This is a genomic window from Mesorhizobium sp. M1050, assembly GCF_040318715.1.
GTDB lineage: Bacteria > Pseudomonadota > Alphaproteobacteria > Rhizobiales > Rhizobiaceae > Mesorhizobium.
Genome location: NZ_JAMYMV010000005.1, coordinates 137,460 through 156,632, shown reverse-complemented (window position 1 = coordinate 156,632; position 19,173 = coordinate 137,460). Strand labels below are relative to the sequence as shown.

Genomic DNA, 19,173 nt, shown 5'->3' with positions numbered 1-19,173 from the left:
GTCAGAGCGATTGGTCCCGCAAGCGGGACCAATCGTCCGTCTACCGGTTCCGCGAAAGAGCTGAAGCCCCTATTGAGGCTTGCCTTTGCTCCACACCACGTTCTGGCCATAGAGCGGCACGGTGGTGACCGACATTTTGGCCGAGCCGTTCTGAACCTGGCGCGAATGCGAGAGATAGATCAGCGTCTCGTTGGCCTTGTCGTAGATGCGGTTCACCACCTGCTTCTTCCAGATCAGGCTGATGCCTTGCTTGAACACTTCCTCGCCGCGTTCGCTCATGTCGATGTCGCCGATGATGATCGGACCGGTCTGGCGGCAGGAGATCGAAGAATCGGACGGATCCTCGAACCAGTTGCCCTTGTGCAGGCGATCGATGATGCCGCGATCGAAATAGGAGACGTGGCAGGTCACGCCCTCCACCTTCGGATCCTTGATCGCCTCGACGACGATGTCGTTGCCGAGCCAATCGACCCCGACCTTGCCGACTTCATCGGCAAGGGCCGCACCGGCGCCGAGGACAAGGCACGCGGCTAGGGCGCCGCCGAGCAGTTTTCGCCCAATCGATCCTTGCAAGATAGCCTCCGGGGTTCGAGTTTGCCGGTCTCAGGTGGGGCGAAGAGCACGGCATTGCAAGCGGCGGCACCGGATGAAAACGCCGCATCCGCCATGGCCGGTTGCGTCAACGCGGCACCTTTGCGTGTACCCGGTCAAACCGCTAAGACTGTTCGCCGAACCAAGGGCTCGCCTGGTCTTGGCCGGCACGCCGAAGAAATTGCAAGACGGACCTTACTGATGATGCGTTCTATCCTGATCGGCATTCTCGTCCTGATGGCGGCCGGCATCGGCTGGCTGACCTTCGACTGGTACCGTGGCCACTATGGCGGCGAGCCTTTCGGCGCCGCCTTTACCTTGGTCGACCAGAAAGGCGCGCCGATCACCGAGGCTGCCTTCAGGGGTCAGCCCAGCGTCGTCTTCTTCGGCTTCACCCATTGCCCCGAGGTCTGCCCGACCACGCTGTTCGAGTTGGCCGGTTGGCTGAAGACGCTCGGCGACAACGGCAAGAACCTGCACGCCTATTTCGTCTCGATCGATCCGGAGCGCGACACGCCAGAGGTGGTGAACGCCTATGTCAGCAATTTCTCCGATCGGATCACAGGCATCACAGGCGATCCAGACAAGGTCCATGCCATGGCCAAGTCGTTCGGCATCTACTGGAAGAAGGTCGACACGGGCGACGGCGACTACACGATGGACCACACGGCTTCGGTGCTGCTGCTCAACGCCAAGGGTGACTTTGCCGGCACCATCGCCTATGGCGAAAGTTCGGAAACGGCCATGACCAAGCTGAAGCTGCTGGCGGCGAAAAGCTGATCATCATTTCATGACCCAGACGCGCCTCTACTTCTCCATCGGAAAGATCGAGTCGATCCGCATTTTCGATGCGCTCGAAGCGGCCTTCGAGGATGAAGGCCTGCCAATCGCCCTGCTTGAGGTCGACGAGGACAATGACATCCACGAAGTGTCGCTCTACGCCGATGGCGACGTCGATGCGGTCGAGGCCCGCTTGAAGGACATCCTTGCTGGCCTTTCCCTGTCGAAGCCGATCGAGCGCGAGAGCCTGCCTGACATCGACTGGGTGGCACGCTCGCTGGAAGGGCTGAAGCCGGTGCGCGCTGGCCGTTTCTTCGTCCACGGCTCGCATGATCGCAAAAAACGCCATAGCGGCGAGTTCGCAATCGAGATAGAGGCCGGCCTCGCCTTCGGCACCGGTCACCACGGCACCACGGCCGGCTGCCTGGAAATGCTGGAAAAAGTGGTCCGGCGCGAGCACCCGCGCAACGCGCTCGACCTCGGCACCGGTAGTGCTGTGCTGGCAATTGCCGTCGCCAAGCTGGCGCGTATTCCCGTGTTGGCCACCGACATCGATCCTGTGGCGGTGAGAGTGGCGGCCGCCAATGCGCGGCTCAACCACGTCAAGGCGCTGGTGGAAACGGTGACCGCTCCAGGCTTTCACCACCCGATCTTCGGCAAACGCGCGCCTTTCGATCTCATCGTCGCCAACATACTGGCACGGCCGCTGATGCGGCTGGCCCCGCAAATGGCCGATCACATCGCCCTCGGTGGCTCGATCGTGCTGTCGGGCATCCTCGAGCGGCAGCGCGACGCCGTCGTCTCGGCCTATGTCGGCCAGAACTTCCGGCATGTCAGGACCCTGCATCGCGAAGGCTGGGTGACGATCCACCTCAAACATTGAAGCCGACAACGAGCTTGGACCAAGGTCCGCCGGTTGTCAGCCAAGCGATGCCGTAGCAATTTGCCGCTGCCGGAAATCGATTCCGGTTTCCGCGACCTTACGCTACGGTTGTGCTGACTGCAGGAGGCCACCATGTTCCAGACCTTCGATTCCGCGGGCGACCCGGCCGTCGGCAAACCGCGCGTGGGGCTGCTGCGCCAATGGCTTGAAGCCAACGGGCTGGATGGCTTCATCGTGCCGCGCGCCGACGAGCACCAGGGTGAATATGTCGCCGATCGTTCGGCGCGGTTGAAATGGCTGACCGGCTTCAGTGGCTCGGCCGGCGTCGCCATCGTCCTGCGCGACCGCGCCTTCGTCTTCGTCGACGGGCGTTACACGCTGCAGGTGCGGGGCGAGGTCGATCTCGACATTTTTGCAATCGAAAGCCTGGTCGATAACCCGCCCGCCGTCTGGCTCAAGGAAAACCTCGGCAAGGGCGCGCGGCTTGGCTTCGACCCATGGCTGCACACGATCAGCGACGTCAAGGCGCTGCAGGCCTCGGCCGACAAGTCAGGCGCCGTGCTGGTGCCGCTCGACAGGAACCCGATCGACATCGTCTGGAAGGACCAGCCCGACGCGCCGGTGGCACCCGTCGAACTTCACCCGATCGGCTTTGCCGGTGAGCTCGCCAAGGACAAGCTGGCGCGTCTGGCGGCCGCGATCGCCAAGGAGGGCGCCACCCACGCCGTGCTGACCGACCCCTCCTCCATCGCCTGGGCCTTCAACATTCGAGGCGGCGACGTGCCGCACACGCCGCTGGCTCTTGGTTTCGCAATCCTCGCCGCCGACGGGTCGCACCAGCTTTTCATGGACCGGCGCAAATTCTCGCGTCAGGTCGCGGCCTACCTCACCCAGCTCGCCGAACCGCATGAGCCCAGCGAATTCGAAGCGGCGATCGTGGCCCTCGCAAAGAGTAGCGCGAAAATCGCGCTCGACCCCGTGCTGGCAGCCGACAGGCTGCGCATGCTGGTCGAGGCCAATGGCGGCACGGTGGTTGCGGCACCCGACCCCGCCCGCATCCCGCGGGCCACCAAGAACCAGGCCGAGATCAACGGCTCGCGCGCCGCGCATCGCCGTGATGGCGCCGCCGTGGCGAAGCTTTTGTGCTGGCTGGAGCGGCAGAAGCCCGGCTCGCTCGACGAGATATCCGTCGTCACCAGGCTGGAGGAGACGCGCCGGCAGACAGGTGAAGAAACCCAGATGCCGCTGCGCGACGTCGCCTTCGACACCATTTCCGGCGCCGGCCCGAACGGCGCCATCATGCACTACCGCGTATCGCGCGCCACCAACCGAAAGCTTAAGGCCGGCGAACTGTTCCTGCTCGATTCCGGTGCGCAGTATCAGGACGGCACCACCGACATCACGCGCACCGTGCCGATCGGCCAGCCGACTGAGGAGATGCGCGAGCGTTTCACGCTGGTGCTGAAAGGCATGATCGGCATTTCCACACTGCGCTTCCCCGCCGGCACGCGCGGCTCGGAAATCGATGCCGTCGCCCGCATGGCGCTGTGGAAGCACGGCTGCGACTTCGCCCACGGCACCGGCCATGGCGTCGGCTCGTATCTGGCCGTGCATGAAGGGCCGCAGCGCATTGCCCGCACCGGCACCGAAAAACTGTTGGAAGGCATGATGCTGTCCAACGAGCCGGGCTACTACAAGGAAGGTGCCTACGGCATTCGCATCGAGAACCTCATTCTGGTCACGCCGGCCGAAGCGATCGAGGGCGGCGACATCGCCATGCACGGCTTCGAGACGCTGACGCTGGCGCCGATCGATACCAGGCTGGTGCGATCGGATTTGCTGACGCGCGACGAACTGCATTGGCTCGACACCTATCATGCGCGCGTGCTGGCCGAGATCGGACCGATGCTCGACGGCGAGACGCTGGCCTGGTTGGAGAAAGCGACGGCGCCGCTGCCGCACGATCTCAAGCAGTAGTCGCAGTGGCTGTTTTGGCTGAGATTGGGGGGCCTTGTTTTGCAAGCATCTCCCGCAAAGCCTGAACATTGGGAGAACTGGCCCCCTTGCGCCAGAACAATACTGTGAGTGCATTGTCTTCTTCCGAAGGTAGTTCATGCAGCCGCAGCCTGCCGCATTCAGGAAAACCCGAAAGCACACTTTTCGGCATCAGCGCTATGCCCATACCAGCAACCACGCAACCAAGCATGGCATGGTATGAACCGAGTTCAATGATTTGCTCGGCCATAAACCCTCGGCGCGTATACCATTCTTCCAGTCTCTTGCGATGCGGGCAGCCATGTTCAAAGGCAATCATGGTTTTGGGCATATCAAGGCGGTTCTCGACTGAAACGCGCGATGCCGCCGAGACAATGACCAATTCCTCTCGAAATGCAGGTTGTTTTTCGAACGGATTGTCGGCGATTGGCTCGGCTGCGAGCGCGGCGTCGAGTTCGCCGGCAAGCATTGCGGCCGCGAGAACCTGCGGGTTGCCGGTGCGCAGTTGGATCTCTACTTCGGGATAGCATGCGTGGTACTCGGCGAGGAGACCAGGAAGTCGAGCCGCGGCGGTACTTTCCATGGCGCCAAGCCGCAGAGTGCCGCGTGGGCGCGGATCAAGCACTGCTGTTCGGGCCTCCTCCGCAAGCGCCAACAACCGGTCCGCATATTCGATCAACCGTCGGCCGGCAGGCGACACGTGCAATCGCTTGCCCTCGCGGATAAACAACCGCACACCCAGATCTTCTTCGAGCTGCCGGACGCGTGTGGTCACGTTCGACTGCACACGAAACAGCTTTTCCGCCGCCCTGGTGATTCCGCCCTCGCGCACCACCATGCGGAAAATGCGGAGATCCGACAGGTCCATCCATCTCTCCTAGAGAATAAAGACATCTTGATTATTCATTGTATGTGATGAATCGCATCACGTAAATTGCCGGTGTTGGCACCGATCAAGACAGCCAGCCACGGAGATCGAAATGGTATCTGAACCCTTCGGCCGTCGGCCCATCGAACTTAACGCGCTGACGCCCAAACAGCGTGAGATCATCTATGCTGGCGCCGTACGCCGCGCCCATCAGGAGAGGTCGGAGTCGATCTGGCTGGGCGTGGTCCGGGTCGCTGCGATGTTCAGGAAGCGCCCCTGACGAGGGTTTGCGTTCGCCTGCTCGTCGGCGCTTAGACGAAGCGCATGCGTGGCTTATCGCGAAGGTAAAAGTCGATCACCCGACGATCTGCCGAGCGACGATCAGCACCGCAGCCCCCGCCAGGAACATCGACATCAGTCCGCCACGCAGCGAAACCACTGATGTGACGACCAACGCTGCCCATTCCGCCGGTCCGGCATTCAACAGCTCCGGCGCCACCAGCGTCGTCAGCACCGCCGCCGGCACGGCATTGAGGCCTGCCTCGACGCGCGGATGGATGGTGTCGAAGCGGGAGATGACCAGATGCCCACCAATGCGCGTGAGATAGGTGGCGATCGCGCCGGCGATGATAATCCAGAATGTCGTGCTCATGGCCGTGCCTTCACGCCGCTGTGGTGGGGAGGCAGGATGACCGCCAGCAGCACACCGGCAATCGCGCCGATCGAGACATGCCAGGGCGAGCCCACCGTCTTGTAGGCGATGATCGAGGCGGCGCCACTGGCGATGACCACCGGCAGCCACAGCGGCCGCTTGCGGAAGCCCAGCACCAGACCAAGAAAATAGATCGGCAGCAGGAAGTCGATGCCCAGCGCATGCGTGTCGGGGATAAGCTTGCCGAACACCGCGCCAAGCGCACTTTCGACGATCCAGAACAGGTAGACCGGCAGTCCAAGTCCCAGATACCAGGCAAAGCCGACCGTCTGGCCGGATTGCGCCCTCGCCTCGGCCACCGCGAACTGCGGATCGGTAAGGATGAAATAGCCGAGCGCTTGGCTGATGACGGGCCAGTGCGCGATGCGCCGGCCGATGCCGGCGGAATAGAGCACATGGCGGAAATTGACGGCAAAGATCGACAGCACGATCAACCACGGCGCCACATGCTGGCCAAACAGCTGGATGCCGACCATCTGGCTGGCGCCACCGAAGATCAGCGCGCTCATCAGGAAGGCTTCGAGGACCGAGAAGCCATTGTCGACGGCGAGCGCGCCGAACAACACCGCGAACGGCGCCGACGCCACCACGACAGGCATCGAGAGCCGAACACCTTGCCAGAAATCGCTGTTCACGGAATTCGTAGTCAAGGTCTCAGCCGACATGTCACATTCCTAACGTCGCGCCGGTATTTAGGGGTGCGCGGTTGAAAAGTCAGACGAATTCGCTTGAGCCAACAAATCAGCGAAACTGATATGTCCTGATCTAGCAAGGCCGCGATACGCGCGCCGTGTGATTCCCTGATTCAGTTGGCCCCGTGCAGGCGCACGTGCCTGTGCTGCAACGGCTGTGCTGGACGGCGCCGGGGCCTGAAACGCAAAACCCGCCTCTGTGGCGGGTCGTTGGCGCAAATCAGCACCATAACCAAATACATAGCATAACTGCCCTCACAAAGCAACCAGGCCGTGCATCGGCCCTCGCTTCGACTTGAAGCCCGAAACGGCTACGGGGTGGCTCAATGCTCCGAAACCTTGCCCTCGATCGCTCGGCCCCAGTCGAGCAGCGGCTTGGCACGCAAGGTGAAATCGACGAGCTCGTCTACCAGATCAGCCGTATGGATTCCCGCCTGATCGATGAGGTGCTGGACGACAAAATGCCGGTTGCGGATGGCGGCGACCAGATCAGCATCGCTGACATGCTCGAAGCCGCGTGGCGTGCGCTTCATGCAGCCTTCCGTCTCGAGTTCAAGACGGTTGTTCTTCAACGCCGCCACCAGGGCACGAAACCTGTCCGGCTTTGTCGCGATGGCTTTTCGCATCGCCAGCAGCAGCGCCGGCTCCGGCTGCCACCAGGCGACGCCGGCAAAGCAGCGCTCCAGCCCGATATGGACGTAGAACACCCCCTGCTCCATCTTCGTGCCGTCGGGCGACAGGATGGCCGACAGATGCCGGTTGTAGGGCCGCTTGTCCTTGGCGAAGCGCACGTCGCGATTGATCCGGAACAGTGATTTCTTGCGGTCGCCGCGCAGGCCGATGTCGGCCTTCGCGAAGCGCTCCGTCAGCGTCTCGACAAGATCGCCGAAGGGATCGCGCAAATCCTTTTCGAAAATATCGCGATTCTCCAGGAACCACTCGCGGCTCTGGTGGAAATCCAGCGCCTTAAGGAACGGAATGGCTTTGGGGCCGAAGCCGGTGAACGATCCAGTCATGCCTTGCCGATCCGCGCCAGCCAGGCGTCCTCGTCGATCACCTCGATGCCGTGTTCGCTGGCGAGCTTCAGCTTGGAGCCGGCACCGGGGCCGGCCACGACAAGATCGGTCTTCGCCGAAACCGAGCCTGCGACCTTGGCGCCGAGACGCTCCGCCATCGCCTTGGCTTCGGAGCGTGTCATCTTCTCCAGTGAGCCTGTGAATACGATCGTCTTGCCGGCGACCTCGCTGTCGGCCGAGACGTTGACGATATAGGGCTTCGGCCTGACCTGCTTGAGCAGCGCGTCGAGCACGACGTCATTGCGTTGATTGCCGAAGAAATCGCGCAGCGCATTGATAACCGTGTCGCCGATGCCGTTGACCGATGGAAAAACACTGTGCGGATCGGCAGCGGCCGCCGTCGCCTTGCCGACGCGGATCAGCTCCTCGATGGTCGAGAACGTCCGGGCAAGCACTGCGGCCGTGGTTTCCCCGATATGGCGGATGCCGAGCGCGAAGATGAAGCGGTCGAGCTCCGGCTCGCGGCGCGAGTCGATCGCCGCGAACAGCTTGTCGAGCCCTTCGTAATTGCGGTCCTCGACGCTGCGCACATTCTTGCGCGTCTTGCCCGATGCGGCCTCGCGCTGCCTCGCCTGCTCCTCGCGCCGTTCAGCGAGTGCTCTGGTGACCGCCGGACGGCGATCCCTCAGCGTGAAGATATCGGCGGCAGTCTTGATCAATCCCGCATTGAAGAAAGTGTCTATGTTCTCCGCTCCCAGGCCTTCGATATCCAGGGCGCCACGTGACACGAAGTGGCGCAATCCTTCCACCGCCTGCGCCGGACAAATCAGTTCGCCGGTGCAGCGCCGGCGGGAGTCTTCCTTGCCGGTCTTCTCGTTGATCTCGCGCGTCGCCGGCGAACCGCAGATCGGACAGGTGTGCGGGAACTCGTATGGCACGGCATCGGGCGGCCGCTTGTCGATGACGACGCTGACGATCTGCGGAATGACATCGCCGGCCCGCTGGATCACCACCGTGTCGCCGATGCGCACGTCGATGCCGTCGCGGATCGGCTGGCCGGTGCTGTCCAGGCCCTTGATGTAGTCCTCATTATGCAGCGTGACGTTCTCGACCACGACGCCGCCGACCGTGACCGGCGCCAGCCGCGCAACCGGCGCCAGCGTGCCCGTGCGGCCGACCTGGATATCGATCTTGAGCACCGTCGTCATCGCCTGTTCGGCCGGAAATTTGTGCGCGACGGCCCAGCGCGGCTCGCCGGTGACGAAGCCCCATCTGCGCTGCAGCTCCAACTGGTCGACCTTGTAGACGACGCCGTCGATGTCGTAGCCCAGCGCCGAGCGCTGCTCCTCGATCCGATGATAATGCTCGATCAGGTCATCGGCCGATTTCGCCCGTACCATCAGAGGACTGATCTTGAATCCCCACTCCGCGAACTTCTGTACCGAATCATACTGGGTCGGAGCAGGATCCGCTGTCGTGTAGCCCCAGGCATAGGCGAAGAACTTGAGGTTGCGGCTGGCGGTGACGGACGGATCCTTCTGGCGCAGCGACCCGGCCGCCGTGTTGCGCGGATTGACGTAATCTTGGCCGCCGACTGCCGCCGAGCGTTGCTTCAACGCTTCGAATTCCGCATAGGTCATGTAGACCTCGCCACGGATCTCGATGATTTCGGGCCAGCCCGAGCCTTTCAGTTTCGCCGGGATGTCGGCAATCGTCCTCAAATTGGCGGTGATATCCTCGCCGACGGCACCGTCGCCGCGCGTCGCACCCTGCACGAATGCGCCCTTTTCGTAGCGCAGCGAAGCCGACAGCCCGTCGATCTTCGGCTCGGCCGTGAAGGCGATGTCGAGATCCTTGTCGCGGTCGAAGAACCGCCGGCCACGCTCGATGAAATCGATGACATCCTGGTCTGTATAGGCCTTGGCGAGGCTGAGCATCGGCACCGCATGGCGCACCTTGGTAAAGCCTTCCGCCGGTGCCGCACCAACTCTGCGCGAGGGCGAATCTTCGCGCACCAGCGCCGGAAAGCGCTCCTCGATGGCGAGATTGCGCCGCGCCAGCGCGTCATACTCAGCGTCCGAGATAACAGGCGCGTCTTCGGTGTGGTAACGCCGGTCGTGCTCGGCGATCTGTTCCGCCAGGCGCTTCAGCTCGGCTTCGGCCTCGATTTCGGTCAGGGCATCAACTGGCTTCTCGGACATGGTTTTGCACCTGGCTGCTGTTGGCTCGGGACAATAGATCAGGATTCGGATGGACGGGAGCTGAAATTCTGACAAAACCACGCCTAAACAGCGGGATGGAGCCATATGCTGACTCTGTTGGGCCGCCGGATTTGACCAGCTGGAAGCAATCCCGATCGAGAAGCAGCGTCGTCAGGAAGCGACAGTGTTCTCACGCAGCAGCCGCTCGGCGGCGGCGCGGGCCTCGTCGGTGATGGTGGCGCCGGCCAGCATGCGCGCGATCTCTTCCTGCCGCGCCGGCCGGTCCATCTCGGCAATGCCGGTGGCGACACGGTCGGTGGTACCGGATTTGGAGATCAGGAAATGAGTCGCCGCGCGCGCCGCCACCTGTGGCGCATGCGTCACCGAGAGCACCTGGACGCGCTTCGACAACCGCGCCAGCCGCTGGCCGATGGCGTCCGCGACGGCGCCGCCCACGCCGGTGTCGATTTCATCGAAGACCAGCGTCGGCGCCGAGCCACGATCGGCCAGCGCTACCTTCAGCGCCAAAAGGAAACGCGAAAGCTCGCCGCCGGACGCGACCTTCATCATCGGCCCGGGCCGCGTGCCTGGGTTGGTGCGCACCCAGAACTCGATCTGGTCAATGCCCTCTTCCATGCGGCTCTCGGCCTCGCTTTTCATCTCCACGATAAAAGCGGCGCGTTCGAGCTTCATCGCCGGCAATTCCGCCATGACCGCCTTGGTCAGACCGATAGCCGCGGCATGACGAAGCGAGGATAGCTGTGCGGCGGCGATGTCATAGGTCTCGCGCGCCGCTGCGGCCTGCTTTTCCAGCCCGTGCAGGCGTTCCTCGCCGGCATCGAGATCGGCAAGGTCGGCAACCATCGTGTCGCGCAGCTGCGCCAGGTCATCGACGGCGACGCTGTGCTTGCGCGAGGCGGCGCGCAGCGAGAACAGCCGCTCCTCCGCCTTCTCCAGCCGTTGCGGATCATATTCGGTGGCGCGCAGCGCTGCCTCGACGCCCGATTGCGCCGCGTCGAGCGACAGCATCGCCTCGTCGAGCGACTTGACCACGTCATCGAGCAAGCCCGGCGCCTCAGTCACCTTGCGCTGCAGCCGTCTCAGCAGGCTCGCCAATTGCGGCAAGGGCGAGGACGGGCCGGACAGCACATCCTGCGCATCATGGATTTCCGATGCGATCTTTTCGGCCCGCATCATCGACGCGCGCAATTCTGCGAGATCGGTCTCCTCGCCCGGCTGCGGATCGAGCTTCGTCAGTTCCGCGACCGCTGCGCGCAAATAGTCGGCCTCGCGCGCGGCCGCCGCCACCTTGGCACGGTGTCGCGACAGCTCCTGCTCGCAGGCGCGCCAGTGCCGCCATGCCTCGCCCGTCGAGCGAACAGCGCCGAAATGGCCGCCGAAAGCGTCGAGCACCTCGCGGTGCGCACCGGGATCGACCAGCGCGCGTTCATCGTGCTGGCCATGGATCTCGACCAGCGCGCGGCCGACATCGCGCATCAAGGTGACGCTTGAGGGCTGATCGTTGACGAAGACGCGGGTGCGGCCATCCGCTGTCTGCAAACGGCGCAGGATGATGTCGCCGTCATCCTCGATGGCGTTGTCGGCAAGCAGCATGCGGGCCGGATGGTTGCGCGGCACGTCGAAGACGGCGATGACCTGTCCTTGCGCAGCGCCATGGCGCACAAGCGATGCGTCGCCGCGCGCGCCGAGCGCCAGCGACAAGGCATCGAGCAGGATGGATTTGCCGGCACCGGTTTCGCCGGTCAGCACGGAAAGACCCGGCTGGAAGTCGATATCCAGCTTCTCGATCAGGACGATATCGCGGATCGACAGTCTGGAAAGCATCAGAACCCGAATCTAGAACGGCACGCGACCATTTGCAGTCGCAGCGCCGCACTATCTTTTTGTTTGAGCACCGGATCAATCCGAAAAAGCGCCATGCACGCTTCGGTCCGAATGGCTCCAAGCAGGTTACTCAAAAGTGCCTTGCGGTTTTGCGACAACAACCCGCGACAAACCAGGAAAACCAAGCGGACGGCGCGTAGGCGAAATCCGCGAAGTCTGCTTAGGGTCAGGCGCCGGTGATCATCTTCCCGGCCTTGGATATCCACGAGCCGGCATTTTCGCGCGGTGCAAGCCCATTGCTCTGCAAGAGCTTGTAGGAGTCCTTGTACCACGAGCTGTCGGGGTAGTTGGTACCGAGCACGGCAGCGGCGGTCTGCGCCTCGGAGGTCAGGCCCATCGCATAATAGCTTTCGGTCAGGCGGGCGAGTGCCTCCTCGACATGGCGCGTGTTGGAATAATTCTCCACCACGGTGCGGAAGCGCTTGACGGCGGCGATGTATTCACGGCGTTCGAGATAGTAGCGGCCGATCTGCATCTCCTTGCCGGCCAGCTGATCGTTGGCGAAGCGGATCTTTTCCTTGGCGTCGTCGACATATTCCGATGTCGGCCAGCGCGTCACCAGATCCTGCATCGTCTGCACGGTCTGACGCGCTTCCTTCTGGTCTTGCGTCACGTCCTTGATCTGGCGGTAGTAGCTCAAGCCGATGATGTACTGCGCGTAAGCCGCGTCGTCGGTCGACGGATAGAGCGTGAGATAGCGCTTGGCCGAGCCGATCGCCTCGTCGTAATTGCCCTGGCGATAGTCGGCGAAAGCGCCCATCACCATCGATTTGCGGGCCCACTCCGAATAGGGATGCTGGCGGTCGACAGCGTCGAACTTGCGGCTCGCCTCTTGAAGGCGTCCGGCGTTGAGGTTGGCAAGGCCCTGATTGTAGAGAACATCGGCCGGTTCGGTCTGGTCGACATAGGTCGACAGGTCGATATCTTTCTCCGACGACATGCAGGCCGACAGGAAGAGCGATGGAACAACCACCGAAAGCGCCAGGAAAACAGCCCTCTGCGGCGCTTTCAATTGACCGACTCGCTTGAAGAACATGATTGGATTCCGCCCTTTCGGCGTTATTTTAATGTCTGCTGCACGCCATTGTCTCAAAACTGGTCCCCACTTTTGAGCGCCATGCACTAATCGACGGCAGCAGCCATAAACCATTACCGCCTTGCCCGGCAACGCTATCTCCGGCCAATCGCGCATTTTTGTGGCGGCCGGACACAGCTTGAACATCAGTGCAATTTCACCGACGGGTGGTGCATTCCTGCAACACTGGCCGGCTGTCATGGAACACGAAAAAATAAGAAAATCAGATCATCCAGGGCGCGTAGAGCGGCGCGTTGACAGCGTTCATCTCGGCGCTGCGGCCACGCTCCCGGCGTGTCGTCTCGACGATTTCGAACGCGGTGCGATCCGACAGCAGGCGGCGCAGTGCCGCGGCATTCATCCTGTGGCCACCGCGATAGGAGCGGAAGCAGCCGATGAAGCGGGCGCCGGCCAAAGCCAGGTCGCCCATGGCGTCCAGCGTCTTGTGGCGCACGAATTCATTGGGATAGCGCAGGCCGCCCATGTTGATGACGCGGTTGTCGTCACCGATCACCAGCGAATTCTCCAGTGAGGAGCCGAGCGCGTAGCCGGCGGCCCACAACCGCTCGACGTCCTTCATGAAACCGAAGGTGCGGGCGCGCGCAATGTCGCGGCGGAAAATATCGGCATTGAGGTCGGAGGCGAACAGCTGACGGCCGATTGCCGGGCTTTCGAAGTCGATCTCGATCTCGAAACGGGTGCCGTCATAGGGCCTGAATTCTGCCCACGAGGCGCCATTCTCGATGCGGACCGGCTTGATGACCCTGATATAGCGCCGTTTGACCGACAGCGTCTCGATGCCCGCCTGGTCGATGGCTTCGACGAACGCCATGGCGCTGCCATCGAAGATCGGAACCTCGGAACCATCGATCTCGATGGCGACATTGTCGATACCGAGCCCGAGCAACGCAGCCATGATGTGCTCGACCGTGGCGATGTGCTCGCCGGCGGGATCACCAAGCATGGTGCACAGGTCGGTGGCGCCGACTTCCGAGACCAAGGCCCGGAACTCGCGGCCCTGCTCCGCACCGCTGAAAAGCTGGAAAACGATGCCGGTGTCGGCATCCGCCGGCATGAAGCTGATGGAAACTTCCTTGCCGCTGTGGACGCCGGTGCCGGTAAGCGACGCGCGCGTCTTCAATGTCGTCTGATAGTCGTGCAAAACAATCCCCATAAGCCCGTAATGCCTAGGTCCGCTTCTCCAGCCCGAGGGCGCGGCTCTTGTGTGAATCGGCAAGCAGGGCAACTTCCCCCGAAATCCCGGCAAACCGACGATGGTAGGCAGCGAAGATAGTGTTCGTGCAGGGAGACTCCAAATCACGGTTTCTTACTCTGTGTAACCGCGAACCGGGATAGACGCGACTGTGTAAGTTATTGAAATCACACCATTTAAAACGTTAACAGGCAAGCGATTCCTCGCTTGCCTGTTAACAACTATTACAGTCCGTTTACCAATCAGTTGGCCTGGCGGCGCAGGAACGCCGGAATCTCCAGTTGATCGTCTTCCTGAGTCGCCCTCACCTGCGGTGTCAGGCGGCCCTGGTCGTCGAGCTGGCCGCGGCGCGGTGCGTAGAGCTGCGCGTCCTGGCTGGCAAGACGGCGCACTTCGGGTGCGGCCTGGCGCAGCTTGGGTTCGCGTGGCTGCGCCGGCTGCAGCCGTGCAGGCTCTTCTTCGCGGCGGGTCAGTCCGTTGGTCAGGCGCTTCAGCAGGCCCATCGGTCCGCTGTTGTTCTCGTGGTCGGCCGGGCGGCTCTTGGCATCCACCTCGGCCTTGACGACGGGCGGAAAGTCCTCGACGCGCGGCATGCGCTGCGGCGCCATGGCAACCGGCTGCGGGGCTTCGCGCAGCATCTCGCGCGGCTGCGGAGCCGGCTGCATCTGCTGGACCACCGGCTGCGGCATCGGCTGTGCTGGCGGCGCCTGGAAGATCTTGCTCTGCGGGCGGAAATCTTCGGCGTGAGCGACCGGAGCCGGACGCGCCTGTGCCATGGCCGCGGCATTTGCCTCGGCCAACTGGATGGCTTCGGCGACCGGGTCGATGGCACGCGGTTCGTACGCGGTCTGCTGGACCGGAGCCGGGCGGCTTTCCGGTGCGGCAACGGCCGGGCGGCTGGCCGGCTTCGGAGGCGCCGTGCGGATCGAGATCGGCGCCGCGGCGATTTCAGCCGCCGACTTGTCGATGCCGGTAGCAACCACCGAGACGCGGATGACGCCCTCGAGTTCCTCGTCGAAGGTGGCGCCCAGGATGATGTTGGCGTCCTGGTCGACTTCCTCGCGGATACGGGTTGCGGCCTCATCGACTTCGAACAGCGTCAGGTCGCGGCCTCCGGTGATCGAGATCAGCAGGCCCTTTGCGCCCTTCATCGAGGTCTCGTCGAGAAGCGGGTTGGCAATCGCCGCTTCGGCGGCGGCCATCGCACGGCCCTCGCCCGAAGCTTCGCCGGTGCCCATCATCGCCTTGCCCATCTCGCGCATGACGGAGCGCACGTCGGCGAAGTCGAGATTGATCAGGCCTTCCTTGACCATCAGGTCGGTGATGCAGGCAACACCGGAATAGAGCACCTGGTCGGCCATGGCGAAGGCGTCGGCGAAGGTGGTCTTGTCATTGGCCAGCCGGAACAGGTTCTGGTTGGGGATGACGATCAGCGTATCGACGCACTTCTGCAGTTCCTCGATGCCGAAGTCCGCTGTCTTCATGCGGCGCTGGCCTTCGAAATGGAACGGCTTGGTGACGACGCCGACGGTGAGGATACCCTTTTCGCGCGCTGCGCGGGCAACGACCGGAGCAGCACCTGTGCCGGTGCCGCCGCCCATGCCGGCGGTGACGAAGCACATATGGGTGTTGGTCAAGTGATCGAGGATCTCGTCGATGCACTCTTCCGCCGCCGCACGGCCGACTTCCGGCTGCGAGCCGGCGCCGAGGCCCTCGGTGACGTGCGCGCCGAGTTGGATCAGGCGGCCTGCCTTCGACATGGTCAGCGCCTGCGCGTCGGTGTTGGCCACCACGAACTCGACACCGCGCAACCCGGCGGTGATCATGTTGTTGACGGCATTGCCGCCACCGCCGCCGACACCGAACACGGTGATGCGCGGCTTAAGCTCGGTGATGTCCGGCTTTTGCAGATTGATGGTCATTGTCTCCGTCCTTTGCCTTTCACGCCGCTTCGCCGCCGCGGCCGCCTATGGGGCTGTCCCCGTCAATTAGAAACTGTCTCTCAACCACTGACTCATGCGATGCAGTTTTCCGCCCGTTCCAGTCATTCTGAGACCGGAAATTCCTTTTGCCGGATGGCTCTCGAAGCTCGCCATCTGCGGGTAGATCAGAAGCCCCACCGCGGCCGAGAACGCCGGCCCCTTCGCCGCTTCGGGCAGGCCGGCCACGCCGAGCGGACGGCCGATGCGCACATTACGCCCCAGGATGCGGCGCGCTGCCTCCGGCAGGCCGGCAAGCTGGCTGGCGCCGCCGGTCAGAACGACACGCTTGCCCACCGCATTGCCGTAGCCGGACTTGTTCAGCCGATCGCGCAGCAGTTCCAGCGTCTCGTCGATGCGGGCGCGCACGATGCGCGTCATCACCGAGCGCGGGATCTGCAAAGGCACATCGCCATCGTCGCCGATCGGCTGAATCGAGACTAGGTCGCGGTCGTCGGCGCTGCCGGGCAGCGCCGAACCATGCATCACCTTCAGCCGTTCGGCGGCATCGAGCGAGGTCGAAAGCCCCTTGGCCATGTCAAGCGTGACATGGTTGCCGCCGATGGCGATGGCATCGCCATGGACGAACTTGCCTTCCGAAAACACCGAGATCGTCGTCGTGCCGCCACCCATGTCGATGCAGGCAGCGCCCATTTCCAGTTCGTCGTCGACCAGGGCCGCCAAGCCGCTGGCATAGGGTGTCGCCACCATGCGCTCGACCGATAGATGCGAACGGTTGATGGAAAGCTCCAGGTTGCGCATCGGAGCGGCATCGCCGGTCAGCACATGCATGTCGACACCGAGTGCGTCGCCGACCATGCCGCGCGGATCGCGCACGCCGCGTTCTGCATCCAGCGAGAAGCCGACGGGTAGCGAATGGATCACCTCGCGTTCGGCCTTCAGCGCCTGCTTGGCGCCGGCGCCCAGAACGCGCTTGATATCGGCCTCGTCGGCCTCGTGGCCGCCAAGGTTGATGGTGGCGGAGAAGGCTTCGCTCTTCAGCCGGCCGGCGGTCATGTTGACGATCAGCGAATCGACCGTCAGGCCAGCCATGCGCTCGGCCGCATCGACGGAAAGGCGGATGGCATGCTCGGCACGATCGAGATCGACGACGACGCCGGACTTCACGCCTTGCGATTTCTGATGGCCGATGCCGATCACCTGGATCCGGTGCGAGCGGCCACGCAGCAGCTTGCCGTCATCGCTCGGCTTCAGCTTGGCCACCATGCAGCAGACCTTGCTTGAACCGACATCCAGCACCGTCAGGGTGCCGGACCGGCGCGACGAGGCATCGCCATGACCGCCAAGCCAGCTCATATCTTCGTCTCCGGCTTGCGCTTAAGGCTCTTGGGCTTTTCGTTGAGTGCGGCTTCGCGCTGCGTCGCCGCCTCTGGCGTCAACTGCACGACCAGCCGGTCGGTCAGACGCATGTCGACGGCGGCGATATCGCGCGACAACAGGCCCTTGTCATGGTCCATCTTGACGAGTTCGGCGAGCGCCTGATCCTCGCCGTCCTCGGGAAGCTTGACGGTGATGCCATTATCCAGTTTCAGGTCCCAACGCCGCTCACCGACGCGGACATAGCCTTTGATCCGGTTCGCGAGGTCGGGATATTTTTCGATCTTGGCCAGAAAGTCGGGCGCGCTCGCCGGCGCGCCGGTGCCGATCAGCAGCGGCAGCAGCACCTGCTTGCCGCCCGAGAACGGCGCGATCACGGCGCCATTCCTCTCGATGACGGACAGCTCGTCACCCTGCTGCCAAAGCGCGAAGGCGGCGCGCTCCTCGACACGCACTTCCAGCGTGTGCGGATAGACCTTGCGCACCGCCGCGACCTTGATCCACGGCAGGCCGGAAATCCGCTCGCGCGCCGCCGCCGCATCGAAGCCGATCAACGACGTCCAGCCGTCGAGTTCGAGTCTGTCGAGGATATCGATCTCCGAGGTCTGGCGATTGCCGACCACCTTGACCTGATCGACGGCAAAGCCGGTGCGGGCGGTGATGCTCTGGACGATGCCGTCGACGTGGCCGCCGAGATAGGCGCCGTAGGCACTGCCTGAGGCGATCAGCACAGCCGACATCATCGCCGCGGAAAAGCGCGGCGCCTGGAATTCCCCAACACCGAGACGGGCCAGAATACGCACAGGGCGGCGAAGCACGCGCGGCAGCACGAAATGGCCTGATGACAACGGCAGGCCGAACAGCGCCGGCTCGGCCGCGCTCCTCTCCTTACCCTGTCCCCATTTCAACGCAGACACGAAGCGTCCTCCACCATCCAACTTAACAAATCGCCAAACGAGTGCCCGGCCTGGGCGGCGATTTCAGGCACCAAGGACGTCGGCGTCATACCCGGCTGGGTGTTGACCTCGAGCCAGACAATCTCGCCGTTTTCGGAATGCCGATCGTCATAACGGAAATCCGATCGGGAAACGCCCCGACAGCCGATCGCTTGGTGAGCCTTAAGCGCCAGTGTTTGTATTTTTTGGTAAATATTCGGTGAAACTTTTGCGGGGCATTCGTGCTTTGATCCCCCAGCGACATATTTTGAATCATAGTCGTAGAAGGAATGGCCGGTCGGGATGATCTCGCAGACCCCCAGCGCCACATCACCCATCACCGCACAGGTCAGCTCGCGGCCGTGGATGTAGCGCTCGACCATGACGGTATCGCCATATTTCCATTCGGAAGAGCCGATCACCTGCGGCGGATGCGACTGACCTTCATGCACGATGACGACGCCGAAGCTCGAGCCTTCATTGACCGGCTTGACCACATAGGGCGGCTTCATCGGGTGCTTGTTCTGAATGGCGAAGCGGCTGGCGACCTTCGATTCAGCGACCGGGATACCGACCGATTTGGCAACCCGCTTGGCCTGCTCCTTGTTCATGGCCAGAGCCGAGGCGAGCACGCCGGAATGAGTGTAGGGAATGCCGAGATACTCAAGGATGCCCTGGACGGTACCGTCCTCGCCGAAGGGACCATGCAGCGCGTTGAAGACGACATCGGGCTTGAGCTCGGCAAGCACGGAGCCGACATCGCGCCCGACATCGACACGGGTGACCGGGTAACCTTCCTGCTCGAGCGCATCGGCACAAGCCTTTCCCGAAGACAAAGACACGGGCCGCTCGGACGAAAAACCACCCAGCAGGACAGCCACATGCTTGCTTTTCATTCCCCGGTATCCCCTCTCACGGCGGACCAAAACCAAGATTTTCCGCAACATTGAGTCCGAGTCTCCCGGCAGGTTGCCCCCCAGACGGAAAACG

17 protein-coding genes are annotated in these 19,173 nt (G+C 63.0%); 4 read left to right on the top strand and 13 right to left on the bottom strand.

The window, feature by feature from the left end; genetic code table 11:
- Positions 1-69 precede the first annotated feature (69 nt).
- The gene (locus NKH57_RS04970) at positions 70-573 is read right to left on the bottom strand and encodes a CreA family protein (protein WP_032906885.1); all 504 of its coding nucleotides are present in this window, start codon (positions 571-573) and stop codon (positions 70-72) included.
- 219 nt (positions 574-792) lie between these two features.
- Between NKH57_RS04970 and NKH57_RS04965 the strand changes: the two genes are divergently transcribed.
- The 3 genes from NKH57_RS04965 (at position 793) to NKH57_RS04955 (ending at position 4,231) form a co-directional block, all read left to right on the top strand.
- Positions 793-1,371 (top strand): SCO family protein, encoded by a 579-nt coding sequence (locus NKH57_RS04965; protein ID WP_352604155.1) that lies wholly within the window; start codon positions 793-795, stop codon positions 1,369-1,371.
- A 10-nt stretch (positions 1,372-1,381) separates the two neighbouring features.
- On the top strand, positions 1,382-2,254 hold the full coding sequence (locus tag NKH57_RS04960) for a 50S ribosomal protein L11 methyltransferase (protein WP_023757024.1): 873 nt from the start codon (positions 1,382-1,384) through the stop codon (positions 2,252-2,254).
- A 132-nt stretch (positions 2,255-2,386) separates the two neighbouring features.
- Positions 2,387-4,231, top strand: a complete 1,845-nt coding sequence (locus NKH57_RS04955) for an aminopeptidase P family protein (protein WP_352942219.1) — start codon at positions 2,387-2,389, stop codon at positions 4,229-4,231.
- Here NKH57_RS04955 and NKH57_RS04950 read toward each other — a convergent pair.
- Positions 4,221-5,117, bottom strand: a complete 897-nt coding sequence (locus NKH57_RS04950) for a LysR family transcriptional regulator (RefSeq protein ID WP_352942217.1) — start codon at positions 5,115-5,117, stop codon at positions 4,221-4,223. The genes NKH57_RS04955 and NKH57_RS04950 overlap by 11 nt on opposite strands.
- Before the next feature lie 112 nt (positions 5,118-5,229).
- On the opposite strand from NKH57_RS04950, the gene NKH57_RS04945 reads away from it, so the two are divergent.
- Complete coding sequence (locus NKH57_RS04945; protein WP_352727620.1) at positions 5,230-5,397, top strand: hypothetical protein; 168 nt, start codon at positions 5,230-5,232, stop codon at positions 5,395-5,397.
- 75 nt (positions 5,398-5,472) lie between these two features.
- Here NKH57_RS04945 and NKH57_RS04940 read toward each other — a convergent pair whose 3' ends face one another.
- The 11 genes from NKH57_RS04940 to NKH57_RS04890 form a co-directional block, all read right to left on the bottom strand.
- The gene (locus NKH57_RS04940; protein ID WP_352727619.1) at positions 5,473-5,769 is read right to left on the bottom strand and encodes an AzlD family protein; all 297 of its coding nucleotides are present in this window, start codon (positions 5,767-5,769) and stop codon (positions 5,473-5,475) included.
- Entirely contained in the window at positions 5,766-6,494 is a 729-nt protein-coding gene (locus NKH57_RS04935) for an AzlC family ABC transporter permease (RefSeq protein WP_352486308.1), read from the bottom strand. The genes NKH57_RS04940 and NKH57_RS04935 overlap by 4 nt, the downstream gene beginning before the upstream one ends.
- 350 nt (positions 6,495-6,844) lie before the next feature.
- The gene (locus NKH57_RS04930) at positions 6,845-7,537 is read right to left on the bottom strand and encodes a DUF2461 domain-containing protein (RefSeq protein WP_352942213.1); all 693 of its coding nucleotides are present in this window, start codon (positions 7,535-7,537) and stop codon (positions 6,845-6,847) included.
- Positions 7,534-9,738 (bottom strand): NAD-dependent DNA ligase LigA, encoded by a 2,205-nt coding sequence (ligA, locus tag NKH57_RS04925; RefSeq protein WP_352942211.1) that lies wholly within the window; start codon positions 9,736-9,738, stop codon positions 7,534-7,536. Before ligA ends, NKH57_RS04930 begins: the two co-directional genes overlap by 4 nt.
- 171 nt (positions 9,739-9,909) lie before the next feature.
- Positions 9,910-11,583, bottom strand: a complete 1,674-nt coding sequence (gene recN, locus NKH57_RS04920; protein ID WP_352942208.1) for a DNA repair protein RecN — start codon at positions 11,581-11,583, stop codon at positions 9,910-9,912.
- A gap of 226 nt (positions 11,584-11,809) precedes the next feature.
- A complete protein-coding gene (locus NKH57_RS04915) occupies positions 11,810-12,679 on the bottom strand; it encodes an outer membrane protein assembly factor BamD (protein ID WP_013530965.1) in 870 nt (289 codons plus the stop codon).
- Between the two features lie 262 nt (positions 12,680-12,941).
- Entirely contained in the window at positions 12,942-13,892 is a 951-nt protein-coding gene (gene lpxC / locus NKH57_RS04910) for a UDP-3-O-acyl-N-acetylglucosamine deacetylase (RefSeq protein ID WP_352727615.1), read from the bottom strand.
- A 281-nt stretch (positions 13,893-14,173) separates the two neighbouring features.
- Entirely contained in the window at positions 14,174-15,853 is a 1,680-nt protein-coding gene (gene ftsZ / locus NKH57_RS04905) for a cell division protein FtsZ (protein ID WP_023757016.1), read from the bottom strand.
- Positions 15,854-15,919: 66 nt separating this feature from the next.
- Positions 15,920-17,227 carry a cell division protein FtsA gene (ftsA, locus tag NKH57_RS04900; RefSeq protein WP_023757015.1) on the bottom strand — a complete coding sequence of 436 codons (1,308 nt, stop codon included), beginning with the start codon at positions 17,225-17,227 and terminating at the stop codon, positions 15,920-15,922.
- A complete protein-coding gene (locus NKH57_RS04895; protein ID WP_352942204.1) occupies positions 17,224-18,165 on the bottom strand; it encodes a cell division protein FtsQ/DivIB in 942 nt (313 codons plus the stop codon). Before NKH57_RS04895 ends, ftsA begins: the two co-directional genes overlap by 4 nt.
- Positions 18,153-19,079, bottom strand: a complete 927-nt coding sequence (locus NKH57_RS04890) for a D-alanine--D-alanine ligase (protein WP_023757013.1) — start codon at positions 19,077-19,079, stop codon at positions 18,153-18,155. Before NKH57_RS04890 ends, NKH57_RS04895 begins: the two co-directional genes overlap by 13 nt.
- Positions 19,080-19,173 lie beyond the last annotated feature (94 nt).